This is a genomic window from Cellulomonas sp. NPDC055163, assembly GCF_053607065.1.
This window is the reverse complement of record NZ_JBSGSU010000004.1, coordinates 123,708-126,143: the sequence shown is the minus strand read 5'-3', so window position 1 is coordinate 126,143 and position 2,436 is coordinate 123,708. Positions and strand designations below refer to the sequence as shown.

1 protein-coding gene is annotated in these 2,436 nt (G+C 76.4%); it reads right to left on the bottom strand.

The annotated features are described in order from the left end of the window. Positions 1-100: 100 nt before the first annotated feature. Positions 101-2,110, bottom strand: coding sequence for a glycosyl hydrolase 53 family protein (locus ACWFNE_RS09005; RefSeq protein ID WP_452122081.1), 2,010 nt, complete (start codon positions 2,108-2,110; stop codon positions 101-103). Positions 2,111-2,436 lie beyond the last annotated feature (326 nt).

Here is a 2,436-nt window from a genome sequence, read left to right as displayed (position 1 = left end):
GCTGTACACCGACGGTCTGGTCGAGCGACGCCACCGCCCGCTGGAGGAGAGCCTCGAAGGACTCGCGGTCGCGGGCCCCGCGGGGCTCAGCTCGGGGAGGTCAGGAGCGGGGTGCCCGGACCGTGAGGCGCTCGGTGCCCGACGTCGCTCCGAGCAGCGCGGCGTCGCCCGAGTACGTCGCCGTGAGGCGGTGCGTGCCCGTGCCCAGCACCGGGAGCGCGACCCGGACCGTGCCGCCGCGCGTCCCGTCGAGCGTGACGCGGGCGAGCTCGACGCCGCCCTCGGCGACCACGACCGTCCCGCTCGGGCGCACGTGGCCCTTCGCCCGGATCTCGACGGACGCGGTCGCCGCACGGCCCGCCTGCACGGTCGTCGGGGTCAGCCTCAGGCGCACCGTCGAGGCCCGGCGCGGCGCGGGCTGCGCGGCGTCGGGGGCGAGCTCCGCGGCGGCGGGCAGCAGGCGACCGTCGAACCCGAAGAGCGCCTGGTTCTCCCACGCGTTGCCCGAGGCCGGGTCCGCCGGGTCCCAGCCGTTGCCCTCGACGGCCGTCCACGCCGGCTCCCAGTACACGGTGCCGATGCCGCGACCGCCCGGGGCGGAGGCGACGGCGTCCTGGACGGCCCGGTACGCGGCGGCCTGGCCCTGCGGCGTCGCCGGGTAGCCCGCGACGAGCTCGGCGGGCTGGTCGATGACGTTCTCCCACGCCGGGGCGTCGTCCTCGAGCGTGAACGGGTACGCGGTCTCCACGACGAGCACGTCACGGTCGTAGCGCTCCGAGAGCACCGTGACCGCCTCCTGGAGGTCGGCGAGGCTCCCGTGCCAGTAGCCGTAGTAGGACAGCCCGACCAGGTCGAACGGGACGGCCCGCGCGGTGACCTCGTCGAACCACCACGTCAGGCCGCCGACGCCGTTGTTGATGTTGGTCAGGTGCAGGATCACCTGCGTGTCCGCGGAGACCTCCTTCACGGCGGTCGCGCCCGCGGTGAGGAACGCGGCGAGGTTGTCCCACTGCGCTCCCGTGACCCCGTCGGACGTGTCGACGTCCCACGTCTGGCCCCACGGCCACAGCATCCCGGGGTTGATCTCGTTGCCGACCTGGACGTAGTCGGCGGTGATCCCTGCGGCCTGCAGCGCGTCGAGGACCTCGCGGGTGTGGTCGTGCACCGCGTCGGCCATCGCGGCGGGGGACAGGTCCGCCCACGCCGCGGGCACGCCCTGCGCGCCGGGGTCGGTCCAGCGGTCCGAGTAGTGGAAGTCGACGAGGAGGTCCAGGCCCGCGGCCTCGATCCGGCGCGCGGTCGCCACCACGTCGTCGGTGTCGTTGTACCCGTCCGCGGGGTCGACCCAGACCTTGAGCCGGCCGAGGTTCATGCCGGCGTCGGCGAGCAGCTCGACGGGGTCGCCGGGGCGGCCCGCGGCGTCCGCGTACGTCGCACCGAACGCCTCGTTCTTCGCGAGGCCGGACAGGTCGCCGCCGCGCACGTCGCGCGTGACGCGCCCAGGGGTCAGCTCTACGTCGTCGACGTCCGCCCATGCGCCCGCCGCGCCGTCGGTCGTGATCGCGACGGTGCACGTCGCGTCGTCGACCCACGCGGACACGGACAGCCGCACCCACGCGTCGTCCTGCAGCGTGAGGGGGGTCGTGGTCGTGACGTCGTCGACGTCCTGCGCCGCGCAGTCGAGCAGGCCGAGGGTCGTCGCGTCGAGCGCGCCGCCCGACTTGACCCACGCGGACGCGGTCCACCAGCCGGTGCGCAGGCCGCTGACCTGCTGCGCGGTGCGCACCTGGTAGGCGGCGTCGGCCCAGTGCGTGAGCCGGCCGGCCGAGTCGCCGCGGCCCGGCGCGGAGACCTTCGCTGCGGCCGTCGCACCGGTCGAGCTCGTGACGGTCCAGCCGTCGAGGCCCTGCTCGAAGCCGGGGTTGACGAGCGCCGCGGGGGCGGGTGCCGCCGCACCGGCCGTCGGGGCGGCGGCGGCACCGGACGCGGCGAGCGCGGCGGCGGCCAGGACCGCGGCGGCCGAGCGTGCGCGCCGTGCGGTCGGCGTGCGTGGGGAGACCTCGGGCCGGGTGGTGCCGGCCGGTCGGTCGGGTCGGGGGTCGAGCCTCATCAGCGTCCTCCTTGACGGGTGGGGCAGCCGGCGGGACGGGATGCCCGGCCGGCACGGGGTTCAGGAGCGGCGACGGCCGCGGTGCAGCGCGGGCAGCCGCGTCGGGGGACCGGCGGTCCTCGGGGAGCCCGGTGCGGGCCGGGTGCGAGCCGTGCGGCTGCGGAGCCGTCGACGCCGCACCGGCCCGTCCGTGGTCCCGCGGAGCGGCCGGGCCTCTCGGGCGACCGGCCGCCCCGCGGAGGTCATGCGTGCGGCGTCCAGACGACGCGCACACCACCGGCCTCGAACGTGAGCGTGTCCTCTCCGGCGGTCTCGTCCATGAGCAG